Here is a 20,386-nt window from a genome sequence, read left to right on the forward strand (position 1 = left end):
AAAAAAGCAAAGAATGTCCTTAGCCTTTCCTCTGCAGCAGCCATTCCGCAACATCTTCAAAACCTTGTCCGGTTTTGGCGTTGACTTCAAAGACCGGTGCAGTTTTATTCAGCGCTCTAACACCTTTAAGAAAAAATTCATCGTTAAAATCAACATACGTTTTTAAATCACATTTCGTAAGCAAAATCACATCAGCTTTTTCAAAAGCCAAAGGATATTTATATGGCTTATCGCTGCCCTCGGCTGCTGAACAAATCAGCATTTTGATATGCTCACCAATTTGGAATTCTGCCGGGCAGACCAAATTACCAATATTTTCAATGAACAACAGGCCGGGCTTGTCGAAAGACAATCCGTCCAAGGAACTCTGGATCGTAGGTGCATCCAGATGACATGCTCCATTCGTGTTGATCTGGATCGCTTCAATACCTAACTCTTTAAGCTTGACCGTGTCAATATCCGATTCGATATCTCCTTCGATCACATATACTTTATTTTCGGAAAGCTGCTGGATTAGATTAATAATGCTCGAAGTCTTTCCTGCTCCGGGAGCCCCCATGATATTAACAACAAAGACTCCCATCTCGCCCAGTTTTTCCTGCGTCGCAAAGGCTATCCTGTCATTTTCATCAAAAATGTTCTGGACAACCTGAATTTCTTTTTCAGCCACTTAAGGCCCCCCTTTTTATTCTGTTTCTATTTCTATATCTTTAACATAGAATTCTTTTCCAATGTTTGTTGGCATGCCATCATTGCCGCAGTCAGGGCAGGCAAAAGAAAACGGCTGACGCGCATAATGAATATTGCAGTCCGGGCAGTACCACTTGGCTTTAATATTCTCCATTTCGAGAACAGCCCCCTCGCAGAGCGTGTCTTTCGAAATAATGTCAAAATACATCTGAATGGATTCGCCAATAAAGCCGGACTGTTCCCCGACAACCAAGGTAATGCGCGTAATACTACGCGCATTATTCTCCTTGGCTTTTTCAGAAGCAATTTTTATGATTTGTTCAGTAATCGGATATTCATGCATCTTCTTCTGCTGTTCCCACCTGTGTATGATTTTCCTGAGCAGCTGTCCCGGAATTAACTTCCTGGACTACAGGCCCATATGCAGTAGACAACTTACTCGATTTATCTCTCATTGGTGCAGTATAACTTCTTTGGGTATTCAGGCAGTTTTTCGGGCATACCTGAACACAGAAATTGCAAACAATACAGCGGGTACGATCGATTTCCCACTTTTTATCGGATTTGCCGACCTCAATAGCTGTGGCCGGACATCTTTTAGAACAAATGCCGCAGAACGAGCAATTTTCTATCTTAGCCATCTCAATGCTGCCGCGCGTATTGGGATAAAACTCATTTTTGATGACCGGATACATCGCTGTAGCGGGTTTGCTGAATAAACTTTTCATAATCGTCTTATTAATAACATTAAAAGCCATGCGTCTCTCCCTACCTTTCCGTACAGCTGATACAAGGATCGATGGTCAATGCCAGCACCGGAACATCTGCAAGGTCTGCGCCTGGCAGTATTTTCAACAGCGTCGGGATATTCGCAAACGTTGGTGTTCTGACTCTGAACCTCTCCAAGTATTTTGTACCGTTGCCTTTAGCGTAGTAGAAAGTCTGACCGCGGGGCTGCTCCATACGTGAAATATATTCTCCGCTCGGATTGCCTTTTACCTTCATATCCACCTCGCCGTCAGGTATTTTCTCAATACACTGGCGAATGAGATCCAGAGACTGGTATACTTCACGCACCCGAACCACGGTGCGGGCGTAGCAGTCACCGTCTTTTTCGACGATTGGCTCAAAATTCAGATCACCGTAAGCGGCATAGCCTAAGGTACGCATATCCTGAACAACACCACTGCCCCTCAGGGTTGGACCAACGGCACCCAGATCGATCGCTTCCTGATAAGTCACGACGCCTATGCCCCTGGTTCTCTTCTGAACGGAATAGTCCCGTACAAATACATCCGTCACCGCTTTGGCTTCCTCCCCGATGTCTTTGACAATAACTTTTATTCTATTCAATGTGTCGTTGTCAATATCCTTCCAGACCCCGCCAATTTTACATACACTAAATATAACCCTGCCGCCGGTGGTCTCTTCAAAAATATCGAGTACTTTCTCCCGGATCCGCCAGCAATGCATAAACAGGCTTTCAAAGCCATAAGCATCGGCCATGAGACCGAGCCAGAGCAAGTGGCTGTGTACCCTGGAAAGTTCCGCCCAGATGGTACGCAGATATTTGGCACGGGGCGGAATGTCCACACCCATCATGCCTTCCAGCGTCTGGGCATAGGACTGTCCGTGAATAAAACTGCAAATCCCGCAGATACGTTCAATGACATAAATCATTTCATTAAAATCTCTTTTTTCAACCAGCTTTTCCAAGCCCCTGTGCACAAACCCGATCGAAGGAACTGCGCCAACTACTTTCTCATCTTCCATAATAAGATCGAGATGGAGCGGTTCAGGCAGTACCGGATGCTGAGGGCCAAATGGAATTATTGTTCGCTCACCCATATTACCATCCCTCTCCTATTCTTTCATATCTGCGGCAGTTATGTTGAATGGCTGCTTAACTGCCGTCTCGTAAAATGTCCCCTGAAAATCAACCGCCATTCCACTGACATTGATACCATAGAGATCATGAATCTCGTTTTCATAAAGAAACGCGGCAAAATACACATCACTGATACTCGGAATAGTATCGCCAGACTGGACATCCAATCTCAGATTTTCCAAAGTCAAATCAAGCTTTTCAAACGAATAAAGCAAATACATTTCCGATGGCGTTTTGGTACAGCAGATTTGGATCAGGCGATACCCATTCTGCAGATACTGCTTCGCACGATCAACAAGCTCTTCAGCTGTAACCGGATTAATGATACGTTCCGTCATCTATTTCGCCACCTTCCTCAAGTTCTGATATTTTTCCTCAAGAACTCCCAAAGCCTGAACGACACCGTCAATGATTGCTTCAGGTCTGGCAGCACACCCAGGGACATACACGTCTACCGGAATGACGTTATCGATTCCGCCCTGGACATTGTAGCATTCACGGAAGATTCCTCCGGAAGTAGCACAGGCTCCGATCGCCACAACAACTTTCGGATCCGCCATCTGGTTATAAATATTTTTAATGACCTCTTTATTTTGTTCATTGACAGATCCTGTCACGACGAAAATATCGGCATGCTTTGGATTGCCAATATTCAGAACGCCAAAACGCTCGACATCATATAAAGGCGTCAGACAAGCCAGTACTTCGATGTCACAGCCATTGCAGCTGGAGGCGTCGTAATGGACCAACCAAGGAGACTTCGGCAAGTATGACAAATCATTTCACTCCAATCAGTATAAGGTTTTTCATCTGAGTGCCAGATAGGCGATGTTGCCTACGCCGAGCACAAGTGCAACGATCCAGGCGCTTCCGAGCACGGACTGCCATTTAAGACGGGAATAGTTGTTATCGATCCAGATCTCCAGGAAATAAACGACGATCGCCAGGATCAAGGCAATGACCGGGCTCGACGCGAAGAACAGACAGACAATACCCAGCAGGAAGACATTTTCATACCAGTGGGCAATCTCGATCAGCGCTAGATCCGTCCCGGAAAATTCCGTGATAATCCCGCGGACAATCTCCTGGTGCGCATGATGAGACATCGATATATCAAAAGGTGATTTACGGAATTTAATGGTTAGGATAAACAGGAATCCAAGAAAAATACCTGGCAGACTGTAAAGCAGCGGTTGGTCATACATTGCGATGTCCCAGACATTAAAACTTTTCGTCACCATGTACATTCCTACAGTCGTTAAAATGACCATCGGCTCATAGGCCATGATCTGCAGCATTTCTCTTTCTGCACCGATATAGGCGTACGGCGAAAAAGTAGAGTAGGCCGCAATGATTAGGAAGATACTGGCCAGCGTCAAAGCGAAAATCGCCAGCAGCAAGTCTCCGCCGCCAAAGAATATCGCTCCCGAGATAATTACAAAAACGATGAAACAGATGATGTACAGTCTCTGCTGCGGATTTACCGCAATACTGCTTTTGTTCATCAATTTAAAAATATCATAGAAAGGCTGCAGAATCGGCGGACCGTATCTGCTCTGCATCCTGGCAGATATTCTGCGGTCCACCCCGGTAATCAAACCACCGATGAACGGGGCCAGAATGATATAGAGAATGACCATTAACCATGCATAATTTCCACTCATATGATCCCCACCCCAAACATTATGATGATTAGAACAATACTGATCACAACACCAAGTTTAAACAGTTTGCTCTCACCGAAAATATTTTCCAGATAGAAACTCCTCATCGTTATTTCTCTTGTAAGACCCAGAGAACCATAAAACTTCTCTTTTTCGGGAGTATTGAGTCCCGCCAGGTATTGAGGCTTATACTGAACATTCTTGTGAGTGAGCGACAGACCCACAGGCAGAACGACCATCAGGCCGACCATAATCAGCAGAATGATGACATTTCCCTGATCCAGTAGGTATGTCTGATTATAGATGGACGCAATAAACGGCTCCAAAGAATATTTCGAGATGAGCGGGAACAGCAGACAAACTCCAACTGTCAAAACAGCAAGCGTAGTCAGCGTGAAGCGTTCTGTCCGTGGGACCTTTGACTGGAATTCCAGCGGTCTTTCTTTCACCATCAAAAGCTTACCAAGCCACTTTGTCCAGAAGAATAAAGTTGCGGCACTTCCAAAGGCCACAAATACCGTGAGTACCGGATTTGCTGTAACCAGCCCTTCGAGCGCTGCCCACTTACTGATCAGCATACCGAATGGAGCAAGAAACATTCCAGCAATCCCGATGACCATACCAATCGCAATCTTCGGCATTTTGGTAATCAGTCCGTCCATGGACTCGATGATACGATCACCGATGTTATGCTCGACTGTACCAACAGACAGGAAGAGCAAAGACTTGGCAATCGCATGGAAGATCATAAGCATGATCGCAGCCCACATCAATTGATAGGTTCCAATGCCCGCGCAAACAATAATCAGGCCAAGATTGGAAATCGTCGAATACGCGAGTACACGTTTGGCATCCGACTGGGAGATGGCCATAAATGCTGTCAGGACAAATGTCACCGCCCCAACCATCGCGACAAACAGTCCGACCATTGAACCACCGTCAACAAAAGCAAAAACCGGTGAAAGTCTGATGATTAAGTACACGCCGGCTTTAATCATGGTACTGGAATGGAGCAGTGCGGAAACAGGGGTCGGCGCAACCATCGCACCGAGCAGCCAGGAAGAAAACGGCATCTGGGCAGATTTCGTCATCCCGGCAAACGCAAGTAACGCTGTCGGCAGAAGCACTACGGTAGACGCAAGCTCCGGCAGCATGTTCAGCTCAATCGTATGCGCATTGATAAATAAGTAAACAATGGCGATGGAAAAACCAAGTCCGCCAAGCAGGTTCATGTTTAAAGCCCTGAACGCATTCTTAACCGCAATTTCTTCACGGCTGTAGCCGATCAGGAAGAATGAACTGAATGTGGTGATTTCCCAAAAGAAATAGAGCCACATCAGATTGTTGGCAAAAACAACCCCATACATCGCTCCTAAAAAGACGAAGACAACAAAAAAGAAAAATGGGGTCCTGTCTTTTACTTCCTTGTGATGATGATACTCCTTCATATAGCCGATAGCAAATACGGCTATCAAACTACTGATGATTCCAATGATCAGTGTCATGATCAAAGAGAGGTTATCAACAAATAAATTATACGATGTCTGGATCTCTTCCCCATAAGAACCTTCAAACCATATCATAATTGCAGCACTGGTTAGCATCAAAAGCCCAGCCAGATACTGTTTGTATTTCAGCGAAATCCCAATGACAATGACTGCAAGAATGATCTCAATAGCAAATATTCCAAGATCAATATATTGATTATCCAGATTAAAAAATACTGTCCCTGTGTTAAAATACTGAACAACCAGATATACTGATGCTACAGTCAGAATGATTGTTGACAGCACCACAATGACTTTCCGGACAGCCGGCTGCGGCAAGATAAGCAAAAGCAGTGCAACAACAATTGGAAACAAAATAAGAAATAGCACTGTGTTCATAGTGTCCTCTTTCCCCTCAATTATTAAATCATTTATTAACCTCAATCATGAACTTGATAGCAAAATAAGGTGCCCAGTTCTTATTCTGCTTTCTGCAAATTATTATGTCCCCCTTTCCAAATAATATAAAATATGGTTTCATACTCATTTCAAACCAAGTTTAGTATTTAGTATAAGGACTTGCTTCGATAATTTCAACAATATTGCAACAATTTTCTAAACTTTTTTGAGAATATATTAAATTATTCTGAATTTTCTGCCTCTTTGTGCTCCGATATATCCCTTGGAATCTCTCTGCTATCTTCTGGATCCTTCCGTATGCTTTACTATGCTATTTCATGCTCTTCTCTTCAGTTACCTGAAATACAGGGCGAACCAAACCAACAGTACAGCCTCATACTACACCGTTATTTGGTTCAAAAATATCTATTATAACTTTCTCAGAGCAGTATCAACTATAACTTCCTCAGAGCAGTATCAATTTGGCTTACAGCTTTTTCAAGATTCTCCAGGGAATTTGCATAGGAAATCCTCAGATATCCTTCGCCGTATTCCCCGAACGAACTGCCCCAGAGGGTCGCAACACCTGCTTCGTTTAACAGGTACTCGGCCATCTCCTTGCTAGTTTTTCCAAAAGCTTTGATATTCGGAAACACGTAAAAGGCACCGCGTGGTTTCAGACAGGTAACCCCACTGATGGCATTCAGTCCGTCAACGATCCGATCCCTTCTGATTCTGAACTGCTCTGCTCTTCTCAAAACTTCATCCTGCGGTCCTGTCAGGGCCTCAATACAAGCCATCTGTGTAAAACCTGCCAGACAGGAAGTACTGTTCACAACGAGCTTGCCAATTTGCTGAGCGGCTTCCTTCGGCATGATGCCGTACCCGGCGCGCCAGCCGGTCATCGCATAGGTCTTCGAGAATCCGTTCAGTATGATTGTTTTTTCTCTCATATGCGGCAGCGAAGAGATCGAAAATGACGGCTCTTCATAGACGACATTTTCATAAATCTCATCCGATAGAATCACAATATTACGATCGGCCAGAAAATCAGCGATTTCCTGATAGTCTTCTTTCGTCAGCATCCCACCGGTTGGGTTTTGCGGCGAGTTGATAATCACCATTTTGGTTTTGTCTGTCACGAGGGATTTGAATTCTTGGATATCCATTCTGAACTCATTCTCTTCACGCAGCGGGATCGGTACCGGTACCCCGCCAACGAACTTAATGACGGATTCATAAATTGGGAAACCCGGATTCGGATAAATGACCTCATCTCCGGGGTTAACCGTAGCCAAAATGGCGTAAAACATGATCGGCTTTCCGCCCGCCGTCATGACCACTTCCTGAGGGTCGATTTCATAGCCTCTTTTTTTGCCCGCATAATCCGCAACCGCCTGTCTTGCCTCCAGCAGGCCTGAAGAAGGTGTGTATTTTGTCATGCCGGCCCGCAGGCATTCCATCCCTTTTTCTATGATATTGGGCAACGTCGGAAAATCCGGTTCACCAATCTCAAGGTGAACAATTTCCCTTCCCTGCGCTTCCAAAACATTGGCCTTCGCCAGCATTTCAAAAGCCGTCTCACTGCCCAGTCTGTTCATCCGGTCTGCAAATATCATACGCATAATACTATATCTCCATCCTCAAGTTGATCATTTCATTATATTTTACCTGAAAAAGCGGGATGAAATCAACCTAAAAAAATATGCTCATCATACAAATACTATTCCGCTTCCCGCAGCCGCTCCACGATACTTTGCTTGTCCGTCATGGCATACGATACCAAAGGAATCATCATACCAAGCATAAACAGGAAAGGAAGTACGATCAAAAGCGGCCACAGGATAAAATGATAACTAAAGAACCACAGCAGACCACAAAAAGATTTGACAATCAAAAGTGAAAATAATGTGCTAAATACGAGCGACAGTGTGCAAGTACCAAGCGTATAATAGAATCCTTCAAACATTAATATACGGCGCAGCTGCCTTCGTGTCATGCCTATGCTTTGCAGCATGGCAAATTCTTTGCGTCGGGTCAAAATGCTGGTGAGAATGGCATTGACAAAATTGAGGATGCCAATCAGCCCGATGATAAAGCTGAGTGCGCCGCCAATCATCACAACGGTGCTCTGCATACCGGAAAACTCCTTGAGAGAGGTAAACTTAGAAACGTAATTCATGACTGGTTCCACTGAATCGGTGTAGCTTTGCAAAAAACGCTCCATTGCCGTCTCTTGATCTTCGGAAACATTGAAGGCATAGCTCATTACAGCGGGCTGTACTACCATTGTTTTATAGACATCCGCTGGGAGATAGAAGTTATAGTCCCATCCGGTACGGTCGGAATTGGAATAATGTTTGATGGCCACATGACCCAGCATGATAAACTCCTGCGTCGTGTACTCCCTACCAGCAAATGTTTCCGACGTTCCTTTATAGTTGTGAAGTGTTACCGTATCACCAACCTCATAATGCTTGTTCTCCATTTCCGGTACACTGTTATCGTCCAGCGGGACTCCCTCCAGAATGTACTTACCAGTAGCCAGCTTTGCATCATCAAGCTCACCGTCTATAAGCTCCAGTCGCTGAAGAGGCATACCCTCAAGACCATAGACCGCAGCCATGAAACCGCCGTAGGGATTCCTGTTATATTCCTGGGTGGTGTTCTTTTCGTCCTCTGCCGCAAATCCTTCCGCTCTGCCGCCATACAGTCGCCCACCCGCCTCAAAGCCGGGCTGTGTTTCCACCGCCTGAATAAAGCTCTCGCTGGTCTGGTTTTCGGGACCGGAGTAGTCATTTTGAAAGTAATCGGCATGGGCAATCAGAAAATCGGTATCCACGAATTTAGAAAGGAACTTGTTCATATCAATGCTCTGAGATAGCGTAAACACCGTGTTCAGCAAGACAAGGCTCAGGGACAAGCTAATGACTACTAAAACGGTACGTCTTTTGTTCCGCCCTAAATTAGCCAGGGCCATACAGGGCATTTTCCCGCCATCAGTGGATTTTTTCGGTTTGCAGTTCTGCTTTGTATTTCCATCCGTATACCGCACTGCCTCCACCGGTGAAACAGCGGCGGCTATCCTGCCCGGTTTGAAGGTACTGATGAGTACGGTGACCAAAGCAAACAGCGCCGAACCAATAAAAATCCATGGGCTTGGCGATACAGACACCGCACTTCCGGCATAGGTGGAATTGTTTATGAGGAGAGGAACAAGGGATTTGCCAATAAAGAAACCTGCAATCAATCCGATTGGAATTCCTATGGTGGAAAGGATCAGTGCCTGTCTGCGGATAATCCGGCGTATCTGTCTCCCGGTTGTACCAATGGTTTTCAGGAGGCCATAAAAACGGATATCCCGAATGACGGAAATCTGAAAAATGTTGTAGATAATGAGATAGCCGGTGAACACGATCAATAGCAAGCCGGAAAGCAGTACAATCAGCGTACCTGCGTCCATACCAAAATTCGTGGAGAGATAGGCCCAACTCACATTATGCTCTAAGTAATTCGGTGCTTTTTCATCCAGAGAATAGCCGCTGTCGGTAATGACCTTTGCCAGTTTTCCCTCCAAATCGATGCTGTTTTTGAACATAATAGACGCGTTGATAACCCCGGTGAGAGAATTGTCCGCCTTATAGCTGTTTTGCAGTTCGGCCAGATGGGCATCTACATAGGCACGGGAGGCCAAGATCTGGCCCACGTTAAAGACGGGATCGCTCTCCCACCAGCCTGCAAGGACAAAATCCCGCTGTACTTCTTCGCCCCGGATGTCAAGTGTGAGCGTAAGCGACGCGCCAACCTCAAAGGGAACGCCCATCAGCTGCAAGGTCTTGGTATCTGCAATGACTTCGTTTTCAGCTACAGGTTTGTGTCCGCTTGTTGGTTCGCAAAATCCAAGCTTCATCCCGCTATCATCATCATACCAAAACTCGGCGCGCCGTTTGAGAAATTCCTTGTTTTCCACCCCGTCGCATAGCATTCGGTTATAGGAAATTTCTTTAATAAGTACATGATCTTTGATGTTGTTGAATTCCTCGTCAGTGATATATTTAAGCACAGCATGGCCGTCGCCGCCCGCCTGCCTCATCGTGGCCTGCTGAAGACCCTCCACTGTACCGATCCCCATGGTGAAAAGCGTGGTGAAAAGCACCGCTGTCAAGGCAATGGCGATGATCGCAATCAAGTTGCGGACTTTATTGGCCCGATAGCTCTTGTCAGCCAGATTGCGAATCGCTTTTTTGTTTTTTACTTTGATCATTTGCTTCCACCACCCACGATTTTTCCATCTTCAATTCGGATGATGCGGTCTGCCAACTGGGCAATTTCCTCGTTGTGGGTAATCATAACAATGGTCTGACTGAACCTTTCGCTTGTAACCTTGAGCAGTCCCAGGACATCTTGGCTGGTTTTACTGTCGAGGTTTCCTGTCGGCTCATCCGCGAGAACGATAGCAGGCTTAGCGGCTAAAGCTCTGGCAATCGCCACCCGCTGCTGCTGACCGCCGGAAAGATTGTTGGGCAGATTGTTCAGTTTGCTTTCAAGCCCCAATGTGCCGATAATTCTGTCCACATAGCGTTTATCCGGCTCGTTCCCGTCGAGCTGAATAGGCAGGACAGTATTCTCGTACACATTCAATACAGGAACAAGATTATAATTTTGAAAGACAAAGCCAATTTTTCTTCGGCGGAAAATCGTCAGTTCTTCGTCTTTCAGTGCAAATATCTCCTTTCCATCGACAGTGACCGTGCCGCTTGTGGGACGGTCAAGCCCACCCAGCATATGTAGAAGCGTAGACTTGCCGCTGCCGGATGTGCCTACGATGGCTACAAACTCCCCACTCTCCACGGTGAGGTCGATGCCGTCTAACGCTTTAACCGTTGTATCCTCGCTGCCGTAATATTTTTTTAATTTTGTTGTTTCAAGTATCGTCATTTTGTTTTCCTCCCCAAAGAAAATAGTCAGTATCGCAGTTGCCTGCAATATTGACTATATCACAACAATCTTTCCACAATCTTTCTAGAATCTAACAGTCTTGAAAGATTTACTTTTCTATTGGCAAAAATACTGAAAAGGTAGAACCACTGCCCGGCTGTGATGACACCTTGATATAACCCCCCTCGGCTGAGATGATCTCTCTGGTCAAAAACAGCCCAAGACCAACACCTTCTTGATTCCCAGCGGTTCCCGAGCGATAGAACCGGGTGAATATTTTGCTTTGTTCATCCTCGGGAATACCCATCCCATTATCGGTTATATCAATACGGCAGAACAACTCATAGGGTATGGCTTTTATGGTAATACACCCGCCGCTTGTGGTATATTTTACGGCGTTATCCATGATATTATATACGGCTTCTGTCGTCCATTTCAGATCAAAATAGGCACGACTCTCCATATCTTCCATGGCAACAGAAATGCCCTTGGCCTCCGCCTTTGGCCTGATCTGTATCCAAACTTCATCCAGCAACCTTTGGAGGGCTTCCTGTTTCGGTGAAACAGTAATAATACCCGTTTCCAGCCGTGATATTTTCACCAAAGCATTGATGAGAAAATTCAGCTTTTCCGCCTGTGTAGACAAGGCTTGCACACAAACTTTACAGTCTTCCGGCAATTCGTGTTCACTGAGCAGCTGTGAATAAAGCAGGATATTGGCAAGGGGTGTTTTGGTCTGATGGGAAATATCAGAAATCAGCTCTTTTATTTTATCCTTTTCCGCAAGCAAATTCTTGGAGGATACCGCACATTTGGAAAGATACCGTGCAAGCTTAGATTCCACCGCGGATAAAGCAGATTCATCAAAAACACCTTGGGCAAAGCTACCGTTTATGGCTGTGTCCAACACATCTTCAATTTTTTCAAACGTTTTCTTTGTTCTTTGACGGTTAACGACAATCACCATCACGGCCGCGCATACCGCAGCAATGGCAATCCCGATACAGGTGTAATCAAGTGTATTCATCTCACTGCACCGCCCAGGTGTAGCCAATGCCATAGACCGTTTTGATATATTGCGGTGCAGACGGAAGCTCTTCCAATTTATCACGCAGTCTTTTTATCGTAACCGACAAGGCATTCTCGTCAACATACTCGGCCCCATCTGTCCAAATCCTGTCCACCAAATCTGTACGGGAAATAGTTTTTCCCCTGTTTTCTATTAAGACCCGGAGCAGTTTCTGCTCGGTTTTGCTGAGTTCAATAGGTTTGCCGCCTCTCCTGAACTCCATCCTTGCAAAGGAAAAGGAAAACCCGTCAATCTTTACGGTATCGCGAACCTGATGCCTGCCCTTCCGCAGTTGGACGCCCACTCTGGCCCGCAGTACCATCAGACTGAAAGGTTTTGTGATATAGTCATCCGCCCCAAGCTCAAACCCGGTTACAATATCAGTTTCCAAATCATTGGCAGTCAGGACAATTACAGGCAAAGCCAATCTCTTACGGATCTCAGCTAGAAGGTCAAGACCGTTTCCATCCGGTAAATTGACATCGAGTATCACCAAATGAAAGAAGTTGGTTTTTAGCTGTTTCTTGGCCGCGGCAATGTCATACGCCTGCACAAAGGTGCAATGATCTTCTTTAAGGGCCAGAACAATACCATTGCTCAGGGCCGTATCATCCTCGACAATTAAAATGTGATTCATCATGCACCTCCTGTCTGTCGACTTGCATCTTCGAAGGGTTAATTGGTTCTACCTTTTGATCAATACTTTCAAATGATTTAATAGGAATAATACACGCCCCTTGGCCTTATGGTCTAAAATTAGTTGATTAGTCTTGTATGAAATCTGCAACACATAGCATATGTCATGAAGTAACCCGGGTGAAAGATAGAACAGTGCCCCTTCTCCTTAAATCTATTATTTATGACAAATATCATGCCTTAATTTCAAACTAATTACCAGATTGACGGAATCAAACGGTAACGTGTCTTTAAACAATAATCGTTGTACCCCGGTAAGCTTTTTAGTAGTACTTCCTCTTCGCTTTTTATCCTTAGTATTAATGATGGTATTATCATGAGTGAAGGTATTATTGCCCAGTAAGAGCCTAAAGCTAGAGGAGAAAAAAGCGACATTAATAACATTCCTAAGTACATCGGATGGCGAACAATGGCGTAGGGGCCTGTTGTTATAACCTGCTGTTCTTGCTCGACCTGGATGACAGTTGAAGCAAAACTGTTTTCTTTAAAGACAAGGATAATAAATATATAACCTAAGAAAACAATAACATTCGATGTGATAATAATCCATAAAGGCACAGACGACCAATGAAAACGAAAATCAAAACCGGGAATTATGAATCCGAGAAAATACAAGTTTAGGATGGCGGGGGGGGTTCGAGTTATTTCTTTTTCGTTAAACTTCATTCTTCTTGCTAGTAATTCAGGACTTTTCTTCAAGAAAAAAGCTGTTGTAAAAATCATCAGTACAGATAAACCCAACCACCATATCCATGCCTGCCAAAACCTAAAAGAACCGGCTGGAAGAAATATGATGACGCCCATCACAATCATCATTATTATCGGAAAAAGATAGGCTTTTCGCTTTGACAGTTTATTACTTCCTTCCACTGAAATCGCCTCCAATCTTAGCAATAATGACTAATGACTTTTTATGACCATGAAACAAAACTTTTCAGAAGTAATGTTGTAATAAAAAATTATGAGTTAAGATATTTTTGGAAGAGTTGCTTATGTTTCATCCGAGCCGGTGAAATAACGTTGGCTACCATATCATTGTATAAGCTTTCAAGGGGTTTCTTTATACCTGACTGGTTGCATAACATCTTTCTTAACTGAGGTATACTTTTAATAAATTCTACAGATTCCCGAGCTAGAATTTCAATCTCCGGATCATCTTCGGATAGTTGGGAAAGGTTGGACAGACGCACTCCATAATCCAAAGAAATTTGATATTGCTCAGGGTGATCTTGGAAATATCCGGCCAATGCTCGAAAAGTTTCCTGGTAGTCCTCTCCCCACTGGAAATCATCCAAAATGCCAAACAATTTTCGTTGTTGATCGAAGAGTTCCGGGCAGGTTCGCGCATAGTTTTCAATTTGCTCCGGTTTTAATATCTCAGTGATCATTTGAAAAGAAGGGGAATCATAAATATCCTCATCTAGTCGTACTTTGTCTTCACTCAGCAATAATTCGATTTTTACTATTCGTTCCTCAAGGCTTTTCTTCTCGTTTAGTAGATCTTTTTGTAAGGATTGTAAGACTTCCCGCAATGTCTTGTTGTAGTGTATATCACCTAATACTTCTTTAATACGTTTCAGATCCAGCCCGAGGGATTTCAAGTGATTGATTAATTGCATACGAGTTAGCTCTTCCGGCCCGTATAAGCGGTATCCTCCCTGTGAGCGCTCGGGTTCTTGCAGTAAACCGATCTTATGGTAATAGATAATTGTTTTCAATGTACTTCCAGTTAATTTAACGAAATCGCCAATTTTTATTCGATTCTTCACCGTTATCCCACCTTCACAGTCATTATAAACCCCACCCTAAGGGTCGAGTCAATTATTTTGGGGGAGCATTGGAATTAATTATTACTAATTTTCCTTTTATTGTACAAACAAAGGTTTTGGGAAGCAGGCACTATAAGATGAACCTCCAAATATAATAAGGACGCTCTTTGATAATAATAGATTCCTGCAACTTAGAATTATCACTTCTATAGCGTTATTGAGCTACTCTTTGACAGCTCTAAAACTCATATAATCTTGTTGACCGATCTTCCTTTTATCAAATATACCTCCATGATAGACAATGACATATGCCTGTTGTTCATCCTTTACTGATGTATCTGAAGTCCAGTAATAGATTACCTTGGAATGTACATCCCATAAAGGTGTTTCTTTATCTGGCGTTCTATCATAGACGGCCTTCTCTTCTTCCGGATACCAGACTCCACCTGCATTTTCGTCGTGGAGCATCATAGAACGAACTGCTTCATCCACTGTTGGCAAGCGCCAAATATTTTGCTCTTCCTTCATAAGGGTTGTGCCATCCTCTGATAAATACTTGCATATATCTTGCGCCTCTTTCCAGGAAGTCCCTTTATCCGGCCATCCAGGCCCTCTTGGTGCCCAAGCCAGAGTTACACCATTCCCTTCTACTATTCTCATCCCAAAATTATTATCATTAATTCTTTGGGACACTTTAATAGCTTGAGGGATTGAAATAACTAAAGTAATAACTAATGGAACAATTATGATTAACCTGTATGCCCATTTCTTAGGCTCAGGCTCCCCAAAATAATAAAGTAGCCCAAGAACAGCAAAAGGTATAATAATCAATAATCCTAGCACATTAAAACTAGCACCGGAAAAAAAACAAATACAAAAGCCACCAAAAATTAGATGTAGTAGAAAACCTATTCTTTTCCATCTTAATATAACTAATGCTAATAATACAAAGATAATAGCGAATAACATATATTGGAACAAAAACATAAAGAGGTTTTCCCAGATGGAAGTTGAGTACCAGCCTTCATGGAAATTTTCAAAAGCACCCCAATAAGCCCATACACTTGACAATATAACGGTTATGAACACACCTATCCATCCGATAATTACCTTCTTATTTTTTTCCATCCTCAATCAATCTCCTCATTTAAATCACCGCTATAATCTATGTGGATACTCAAACAAAATGTCTCAATGTTATTTCATTCAGAGTCATGGTAGAGATGCCGGTTGCCCGGCACCCCCCGCACAGATTCCGGCGTGCAGAACTACCGCACCGGGCTCCTCAGGAGTATTCGCTTTCGTAATTGACAGATTACCTGTCTTAGCTTACTTAGAGTTTGTTATAAAGCCAATTTGGCATGATTTTTAACAACCACGCTATACTCCGCCAACGCTTACTGATATAAGCATGCTTTTTCTTCACCACAATCTTCTTATATATTTGCAATGCAGCCTTCTCTGGTGAGGCTACCCAAAAGAGTCCCTCACCCTGAGCCATAGCCGTATCAACAAAACCAGGTTGTATGTCTGTAATAATTATCGGTATTCCTAATTTATATGCCTTTTGACGTAACCCTTCTAGATAGTTGGATACAAAAGATTTTGATGCATTATATGCTGGGGCACTTCCATTACCTCTAAGAGAAGCAATTGATGATATACCTACAATATGACCTACGCCCCGCTTAACAAAGTATTTAAAAGCCACATTAACCATCGCTACGAAACCGGTCACATTGACATCGATTGTTTTTTTCTCTTTATCAAAATCAAGATCAGGATTTATAAATCCACAGCCTGCACTGATGATAATTATTTCTACTTCGTTCATTTCCTGAATTAAGTCTTCTAATAATTTCATGGCTTCTGTAGAAGAAACATCAAAGTTTTTAATATATGACTCAGTAATAATTTCTTTCTGGAGCTCATGTAGGAGCTCCATTCTTCTACCAGTAAGCCCGACTATATAATTATTTTCAGCTAATATCTTTGCTAATTCTCTTCCTATCCCAGATGTAGCTCCAATTACAATAGCTTTCTTCATAGCCAGGCACCATTCCTCAATTTATTAAAACTAATAAATAACCGCACCTAAAATCACAAAAAAGAAAACCCCAAAACAACTTTATAATCATGGCATCAAATGCGCGATATCAGATTGTGTTTATCCTACAATGAATCATCTTTCTTATTTGAAGTAGCATCTAATTTTCTCTCAATCGATTTTACATTCTTGTCAATTCTCCAAAGCACTTTAATTACCCACATAACAAGTGCAAAACTCAACATAGCAACCCAAAATCCTGGTGATAGAAGCATCATTTTAGCCACCCCTCATTTATATACAGAAAAGGTTATCCACCATAGTAATTAATTGTGCTTGAAAATTTGTTTATAGAAAACAGATTTCAGCATGCTTTTACAAAATTACTCTTTTGGCAAGTATTCCTTTATTACATATAATTCAACATTATTCAATACATTCCTTGTTTTTCCATAACATCCTTATGGGCACATCGAAAACCGCTGCCAAAATATTTTGTCAGCGGTCAATGGAATAACGCATCATCGTACTTTGCCTTACAGTTTCTTTTTCCTGAACACTATGATTGAGAGAATCAGGCATAACACAATCATCAGCAGCGTCGTCCAAGCTGTTACGGACATGTCGCCAATCTTTTCCGCATTTGTAAGTAGCGTGATGTTATCCGAGGCAAGCGCGACGGGATTCCATTTTTGAAACACCGGAAATACATTGGCAATCAGCAGGAGCATCATGACTGCGGCTGTCAGAAGAAGTCCCCCGTAATTCCCCGATGCAAGTGTGCTGGCCAGCAGAAGGACTGCCAGGAGAAAAGCCCCGAACAGCCATAGGCAAAATAAGGAGAAAAACAGATGAGGCAAGGAGAAGCTCCCGAACAGATAAACAGTGTATCCGTAATCGGTGATCGCGGCAAGGACATAGCTCACCGTCCATAAAGTCAAAGATGCCAAATATTTTGACATGATGACCGCAGATCGAGACAACCCCTTGGCAAGAAGGATGACCAGCGTACCGCGTGTCACTTCCTGGGAGAGTATAACGTTGAAGACAAGCAGCAGGATGATCAAACCCATTTGGCTCATGTTCTTGAAAAATTGGCCATAGGCATCCAGGACTGTCGGCTCCGGCATGCTGATGGATATTCCCTGAACGGTCAGCTGGGCAAAAATATCGGGCATCATCTTGGCCAGTAAGGGGCTCATCATGCCGAATAAGAACAGTACTGAAACCATGATAACGGCTTTATAGCTGCGGATTTGCTCCAGAAATTCTTTTTTAGTAAAAGCGATCAAACCGTTCATTGAATAACCTCCAAAAACACATCTTCCAGCGAAGGTTCAAGCACTTCATATTTCAGAACGAAGACTTGTTCCCTGAGCAGCAGTTCCAGAATTTTTAGCCCTTCCGTAGCCATGTCCTCAAGGCGGACGGTCAGGGAATTTTCTTTGGCCTCCACTGCAGATACAAACGGGAGATTTGCAAGCTTCCCGGCAAGAATAGCAACGCTGTCTTGATCCGCCAACGCTATCCGGAGGGAACTATGGCGATAGCTATTCTTGATATCGGAGAGTTTTCCTTGTAAAACAAGCTTGCCATCGTCCAGAATCCCAATATGATCACAGAGCCGTTCCACATCGGATAAAATATGGGTGGAAATTAAAATGGCGGTCTGCTTCCCGGCAATGGACAAAATGTCCAATATTTCTTTTCTGCCAACGGGGTCAAGCGCCGAGGTCGGTTCATCGCAGATCAGGAGCCGTGGCTCGTTCATCAAAGCCTGCGCAATCCCCAGCCGCTGTTTCATTCCTCGGGAAAAACCGCTTATTTTTCGGTTACTGTTCTCCAGCCCTACAAGGGCCAGCAGTTCTTCCGTCTTTTTCCGGATTGGGCGAGGCTTCTGCCCGGAGATTTCCCCGCACAGTCTTAAATATTCGACGGGTGTCATGTAACTGTAGAATTCCGGCACATCCGGAAGATAACCCACATGCCTGTTGGTTCTTGTGTCTCCGTAAGCGACTTTTTCTCCGCACACTTTGATTTCTCCGGCGTCAGACTTTAAAAAACCCAAAAGCATTTTCATGGTGGTTGTCTTCCCTGCTCCGTTTTTTCCTATCAGGCCAAAAACGGAGCTTTCGGAGACCGAGAAGCTCAAATCCTGTATGACCGGAAGACCCCCGAAGTTTTTCTTGACATGTTCCAGCTTCAGAATTTCCATTAGTCGTCACCTTTTCCTAAGGTAAAATACAAGATAGGGCCGATAATCTGGAACAGGACGACGACAATTACCCAAAACACCTGATTGCCGATGCGGTAAGTCCTGTGCCGGAAAATATGAACGAGCGCAGCTGCTGCCAGGGCAAGTTCAATCACCATGACCGGAATTAGAAAAGGTAAATAGGACATCAAATCTTCCATTAGACTTCCTCCTCCATTGATTCAAGTCGTCGCCAAAGTTTCTGATAACGCTCCTCTGATTTAAGACTTTGAAACGCAGGATTATCTACAACAACGCTCTTTAAATCTTTACGGATGAGTTTATCGCTGCGCGGAGCATCACCTCCCAAATTGAGAGATTCAAAATACGGCTGCAGCATGTCAAAAAACGAATTCCCTTTTAGTTTTAGCGGAAAAGTATTCTTTTGAAAAATAATATCCGCGTATGCTTCCAACATATCCAGCGCTTTCTCGTTTCGGTTTTGCGCTGTGTAAAGCGCGGCTGCTGTGAGATACACCGTGAAATAATGGGCCGGCTGCATCTCTTTGAGCTGAAACACCTCTCCAAGACTCAGCACCTTTTGCAGACAGGCATCTGTTTTTTCCGGAGCATCTGCATAAAGTGCCATCAGGTCGGGAAAAGCTCCGAAAAGACTGGCTACATTGGTGTAAATAGATTGCTGGAGATAACGCTTGGCGCGGTCGCTGTCACCTTTCATCGCATAGGCTTTGGCCAGCAGTATTCCCGTTGATACCGGTCCTTCCTCGATCCCTTCGAGCAGATCAATAGCTTGGGCAGGCTCCTGCAGGGCCAAGCAACAGTATGCTCTCAAGGAAAGCGCCTCTCTAGCCAGTGCCGCGTCACCGCTGTTCTTTTCCACACACTCAAAATATCCCGAGGCTTCCCGCAGAACGTCGTTCATCCGGTCTGGTCCGCCGGCAAGCGGTGCGTGGTTAACCAGCAGCTGCGCGATGGAATTCACCAGATTCCAGCACGAATGATACTTCTTGATAGTCGCCAGGCATTCGGCGTAGGTTTGGTCAAAGGGCTCAGCAGCAAAAGCATTTGCCAGTCTGCGGTACAGTTTTCTTATATCCTCCCTTGTCATTTGAGCTTCATACCCCAGAAGCTCATCAACGCTTACGTTGAAGAAGGCCGCCAATACAGGCAAAAGCATAATATCCGGATAGCTTTGCCCTGACTCCCACTTGGAGACCGCCGGTTTGGATACCCCAAGATATTCGGCCAGTTCTTCCTGGGTGAGCCTTTTTTCTTTTCTTCGGGCTGCAATTATTTTTCCAATGTTGATTTTGGTCATAGATCCCACCTCATTTTCAATTCTTAAGTTTTGATTTTCAAGTTCATTATAGTCTGCTTATTTTTTTTACTCAACGGAATCGTCGTTAACAATTATAAAAAAAGTTAACTATGAGTTAACTTGCTGCAGGTCTTATCCTCTGCGGAAATGTTGGCGCGGCAAACGACAAGAAACCGCTGACAAAATCATTCGCCAGCGGCTTTAGC

22 protein-coding genes are annotated in these 20,386 nt (G+C 44.0%); all 22 read right to left on the minus strand.

Features of this window, described 5'->3' with window-relative positions; genetic code table 11:
- Positions 1-19: 19 nt before the first annotated feature.
- The 22 genes from hypB to DHBDCA_RS03920 all read right to left on the minus strand — a co-directional run bounded on the left by hypB (position 20) and on the right by DHBDCA_RS03920 (position 20,180).
- A complete protein-coding gene (gene hypB / locus DHBDCA_RS03820; protein ID WP_015042846.1) occupies positions 20-670 on the minus strand; it encodes a hydrogenase nickel incorporation protein HypB in 651 nt (216 codons plus the stop codon).
- 15 nt (positions 671-685) lie between these two features.
- On the minus strand, positions 686-1,033 hold the full coding sequence (gene hypA / locus DHBDCA_RS03825; RefSeq protein WP_015042847.1) for a hydrogenase maturation nickel metallochaperone HypA: 348 nt from the start codon (positions 1,031-1,033) through the stop codon (positions 686-688).
- A complete protein-coding gene (locus DHBDCA_RS03830; RefSeq protein WP_015042848.1) occupies positions 1,026-1,448 on the minus strand; it encodes a 4Fe-4S binding protein in 423 nt (140 codons plus the stop codon). The genes hypA and DHBDCA_RS03830 overlap by 8 nt, the downstream gene beginning before the upstream one ends.
- A gap of 10 nt (positions 1,449-1,458) precedes the next feature.
- Positions 1,459-2,538: a hydrogenase large subunit gene (locus DHBDCA_RS03835; protein ID WP_015042849.1), complete on the minus strand. Its 1,080-nt coding sequence runs from the start codon at positions 2,536-2,538 to the stop codon at positions 1,459-1,461.
- A 15-nt stretch (positions 2,539-2,553) separates the two neighbouring features.
- Positions 2,554-2,916 (minus strand): NADH-quinone oxidoreductase subunit C, encoded by a 363-nt coding sequence (locus DHBDCA_RS03840; protein ID WP_015042850.1) that lies wholly within the window; start codon positions 2,914-2,916, stop codon positions 2,554-2,556.
- Positions 2,917-3,354, minus strand: a complete 438-nt coding sequence (locus DHBDCA_RS03845; protein WP_019226285.1) for an NADH-quinone oxidoreductase subunit B family protein — start codon at positions 3,352-3,354, stop codon at positions 2,917-2,919. It lies immediately after the preceding gene.
- Between the two features lie 30 nt (positions 3,355-3,384).
- Positions 3,385-4,242 carry a respiratory chain complex I subunit 1 family protein gene (locus tag DHBDCA_RS03850; RefSeq protein ID WP_015042852.1) on the minus strand — a complete coding sequence of 286 codons (858 nt, stop codon included), beginning with the start codon at positions 4,240-4,242 and terminating at the stop codon, positions 3,385-3,387.
- Positions 4,239-6,128, minus strand: coding sequence for an NADH-quinone oxidoreductase subunit 5 family protein (locus tag DHBDCA_RS03855; RefSeq protein WP_015042853.1), 1,890 nt, complete (start codon positions 6,126-6,128; stop codon positions 4,239-4,241). Before DHBDCA_RS03855 ends, DHBDCA_RS03850 begins: the two co-directional genes overlap by 4 nt.
- Positions 6,129-6,583: 455 nt before the next feature.
- Positions 6,584-7,753, minus strand: coding sequence for a pyridoxal phosphate-dependent aminotransferase (locus tag DHBDCA_RS03860; protein WP_015042854.1), 1,170 nt, complete (start codon positions 7,751-7,753; stop codon positions 6,584-6,586).
- A 98-nt stretch (positions 7,754-7,851) separates the two neighbouring features.
- A complete protein-coding gene (locus DHBDCA_RS03865) occupies positions 7,852-10,392 on the minus strand; it encodes an ABC transporter permease (protein WP_015042855.1) in 2,541 nt (846 codons plus the stop codon).
- On the minus strand, positions 10,389-11,066 hold the full coding sequence (locus tag DHBDCA_RS03870; protein WP_015042856.1) for an ABC transporter ATP-binding protein: 678 nt from the start codon (positions 11,064-11,066) through the stop codon (positions 10,389-10,391). Before DHBDCA_RS03870 ends, DHBDCA_RS03865 begins: the two co-directional genes overlap by 4 nt.
- Before the next feature lie 109 nt (positions 11,067-11,175).
- Complete coding sequence (locus tag DHBDCA_RS03875) at positions 11,176-12,093, minus strand: sensor histidine kinase (protein WP_015042857.1); 918 nt, start codon at positions 12,091-12,093, stop codon at positions 11,176-11,178.
- A 1-nt stretch (position 12,094) separates the two neighbouring features.
- Positions 12,095-12,772, minus strand: a complete 678-nt coding sequence (locus tag DHBDCA_RS03880) for a response regulator transcription factor (protein WP_015042858.1) — start codon at positions 12,770-12,772, stop codon at positions 12,095-12,097.
- Positions 12,773-13,026: 254 nt separating this feature from the next.
- Positions 13,027-13,701, minus strand: a complete 675-nt coding sequence (locus DHBDCA_RS03885; RefSeq protein ID WP_015042859.1) for a methyltransferase family protein — start codon at positions 13,699-13,701, stop codon at positions 13,027-13,029.
- Positions 13,702-13,790: 89 nt separating this feature from the next.
- Positions 13,791-14,600 carry a MerR family transcriptional regulator gene (locus DHBDCA_RS03890; RefSeq protein WP_015042860.1) on the minus strand — a complete coding sequence of 270 codons (810 nt, stop codon included), beginning with the start codon at positions 14,598-14,600 and terminating at the stop codon, positions 13,791-13,793.
- Positions 14,601-14,822: 222 nt separating this feature from the next.
- Positions 14,823-15,728, minus strand: a complete 906-nt coding sequence (locus tag DHBDCA_RS03895; protein ID WP_015042861.1) for an Lcl domain-containing protein — start codon at positions 15,726-15,728, stop codon at positions 14,823-14,825.
- 205 nt (positions 15,729-15,933) lie between these two features.
- The gene (locus tag DHBDCA_RS03900; protein ID WP_015042862.1) at positions 15,934-16,647 is read right to left on the minus strand and encodes an SDR family NAD(P)-dependent oxidoreductase; all 714 of its coding nucleotides are present in this window, start codon (positions 16,645-16,647) and stop codon (positions 15,934-15,936) included.
- 125 nt (positions 16,648-16,772) lie between these two features.
- On the minus strand, positions 16,773-16,925 hold the full coding sequence (locus DHBDCA_RS15390; RefSeq protein WP_167967854.1) for a hypothetical protein: 153 nt from the start codon (positions 16,923-16,925) through the stop codon (positions 16,773-16,775).
- 258 nt (positions 16,926-17,183) lie between these two features.
- Positions 17,184-17,948 carry an ABC transporter permease subunit gene (locus DHBDCA_RS03905; protein ID WP_015042863.1) on the minus strand — a complete coding sequence of 255 codons (765 nt, stop codon included), beginning with the start codon at positions 17,946-17,948 and terminating at the stop codon, positions 17,184-17,186.
- Positions 17,945-18,862 (minus strand): ABC transporter ATP-binding protein, encoded by a 918-nt coding sequence (locus DHBDCA_RS03910; RefSeq protein ID WP_015042864.1) that lies wholly within the window; start codon positions 18,860-18,862, stop codon positions 17,945-17,947. Before DHBDCA_RS03910 ends, DHBDCA_RS03905 begins: the two co-directional genes overlap by 4 nt.
- Entirely contained in the window at positions 18,862-19,062 is a 201-nt protein-coding gene (locus tag DHBDCA_RS03915; RefSeq protein ID WP_015042865.1) for a PLDc N-terminal domain-containing protein, read from the minus strand. Before DHBDCA_RS03915 ends, DHBDCA_RS03910 begins: the two co-directional genes overlap by 1 nt.
- On the minus strand, positions 19,062-20,180 hold the full coding sequence (locus DHBDCA_RS03920) for a helix-turn-helix domain-containing protein (RefSeq protein ID WP_015042866.1): 1,119 nt from the start codon (positions 20,178-20,180) through the stop codon (positions 19,062-19,064). The genes DHBDCA_RS03915 and DHBDCA_RS03920 overlap by 1 nt, the downstream gene beginning before the upstream one ends.
- Positions 20,181-20,386: the final 206 nt, after the last annotated feature.

This window comes from Dehalobacter sp. DCA, assembly GCF_000305775.1.
Classification (GTDB): Bacteria; Bacillota; Desulfitobacteriia; order Desulfitobacteriales; family Syntrophobotulaceae; genus Dehalobacter; species Dehalobacter alkaniphilus.